The sequence below is a fragment of the Streptomyces alkaliphilus genome, assembly GCF_014141535.1.
GTDB lineage: Bacteria > Actinomycetota > Actinomycetes > Streptomycetales > Streptomycetaceae > Streptomyces > Streptomyces alkaliphilus.
This window is the reverse complement of the sequence record NZ_VKHT01000873.1, coordinates 1-2,100: the sequence shown is the minus strand read 5'-3', so window position 1 is coordinate 2,100 and position 2,100 is coordinate 1. Positions and strand designations below refer to the sequence as shown.

General features: G+C 70.9%; 2 protein-coding genes. One reads left to right on the top strand and one right to left on the bottom strand.

Annotated elements, in window-relative coordinates:
• Positions 1-103 precede the first annotated feature (103 nt).
• Positions 104-1,033: a glycoside hydrolase family 19 protein gene (locus FNQ90_RS20675; RefSeq protein WP_182607736.1), complete on the top strand. Its 930-nt coding sequence runs from the start codon at positions 104-106 to the stop codon at positions 1,031-1,033.
• A gap of 149 nt (positions 1,034-1,182) precedes the next feature.
• Here FNQ90_RS20675 and FNQ90_RS20670 read toward each other — a convergent pair whose 3' ends face one another.
• On the bottom strand, positions 1,183-1,524 hold the full coding sequence (locus FNQ90_RS20670; RefSeq protein WP_182607735.1) for a MerR family transcriptional regulator: 342 nt from the start codon (positions 1,522-1,524) through the stop codon (positions 1,183-1,185).
• Positions 1,525-2,100: the final 576 nt, after the last annotated feature.

Below are 2,100 nucleotides of genomic sequence, written 5' to 3'. Positions count from 1 at the left end.
CGCCCCCGCGGGATCTCCCCGCCGGTGGGCCCACCCCCACACGGCAGCGCCCCGGCACGACGCCGGGCGGCGCGCCCTCCCCCACACTCCGAGGACTGACAGCGTGCTCAAGAAACGCTTCGTGACCCTGCTGACGACCGCCGCCCTCGTGACGGGACTCGCCGTCGCGTTCGGACCGACGGTCAGCTCGGCCTCCACCGCCACGACGGCTTCGACATCCTGTGAAACGGCTACCGACTGGCAGGCCGGCACCTGGTACCCGGCCGGCAGCATCGTCCGCTACAACGGCAGCTACTACCGCGCCGAGCACGAGAACCCCGGCTACGACCCGGTGATCAGCCACTGGTTCTGGCACCCGCACAACTGCGGCGGTGGCGGGAACAGCGGCGGTGGCGGCGAGAACCCGAACCCGAGCGGCTTCATCGTCAGCGAGGCCCAGTTCAACCAGATGTTCCCGAACCGGAACTCCTTCTACACCTACAGCGGGCTGGTCGCCGCGCTCGGCTCCTACCCCGGCTTCACCACCACCGGCAGCACCGAGGTGCAGCGCCGCGAGGCCGCCGCCTTCCTGGCCAACGTCAGCCACGAGACCGGCGGCCTGGTCCACATCGTGGAGCAGAACACCGCCAACTACCCCCACTACTGCGACTGGAGTCAGCCCTACGGCTGCCCCGCCGGCCAGGACGCCTACTACGGCAAGGGTCCGATCCAGCTGAGCTGGAACTTCAACTACAAGGCCGCCGGTGACGCCCTCGGCATCGACCTGCTCAACAACCCCCGCCTGGTGGAGACCGACGCGGCCATCTCCTGGCGCACCGCCCTGTGGTTCTGGAACACCCAGTCCGGCGCGGGCCACATGAGCGGCCACCAGGCCATCGTCAGCGGCGCGGGCTTCGGTGAGTCGATCCGCAGCATCAACGGCAGCATCGAGTGCAACGGCGGGAACCCCGGCCAGGTGCAGAGCCGGATCAGCACCTTCCAGCGGTTCACCGAGATCCTCGGCACCACCCCGGGCGGCAACCTCTCCTGCTGAGTCCCGCCGAACCGTCGTCCCGGCTCATCCCGGCTCGCTCCACCGTCGTCCCGGCGGGCTCCGGCCCGTCGGGACGGCGTCGTTTTCCGCCCGTCGCCGGCTCCCGTCCTCCCCGCGGCGCGCGGGGCCCGGCAGGAGGGGCTCCCCGATCAGGCGGGGCCGGCCCCGGCGGACCCCCGCGCGGCGCTCCGGTACTCCTCGTTGATACGCCGGGCCTCCTCGAGCTGGTCCTCCAGGATGATGATGCGGCACGCCGCCTCGATGGGCGTGCCCCGATCCACCAGCTCACGGGCCCGGGCGGCGATCCTCAGCTGATAGCGGGAGTAACGACGGTGCCCGCCCTGCGAACGAAGGGGCGTGATCAGACGGGCCTCCCCGATGGCGCGCAGGAAGCCGGGGGTGGTGCCGAGCATCTCGGCGGCCCGGCCCATCGTGTACGCGGGGTAGTCGTCGTCGTCCAACCGGTCGTCGAGCGGGGTCTCTGCTGTCATCTCACCTCAGACGTGGCACGTGTCGAGGGGCCCCGCGCCGTACGGCACCGGGGCCCCGAAGGAAATTCAACACCATCTGTCGGCTCTACCGCTCTGCCGACCTTGCGTTTCCGTCACCCGGCCGATCGACGGGCGGGTGGACGGGGACTCTCGCCACTCGATGCGCGATCACCTTCCCATCCCCGGTCCTGCGGTACCCGAGCCGAGGGATTCTCGGGCCGGGCGGTTCCGATGGCGTTCACTCCTCCATTTCTTCGAGTCGATGGGAGCCGAGTCCCCCAGGGGCACCGCCGGGCGAGGCGCGGGTGCGTCCCGCGGGCCCGGTCGACCGCCTCCCGTGGGGTTCGACCATCTCCACGAAAAAAACCCTAACCGGAGCGACGCGCGATGTCTACCGCGACAAAAGCAGATTTGGTCCCGCCGGGGCACGCGATCACCCGGTTGGGGGTACGGGCGTCCCGCGAAGGGGTCCGAGGGCCGTACTCCCGCGGCCCCGGGGCACAACGAAGGAGGGCCCCGCCGACATCCGTCGGCGGGGCCCTCCTCGGTGTCGCGCGTCAGCGACCTCCCTCTGCC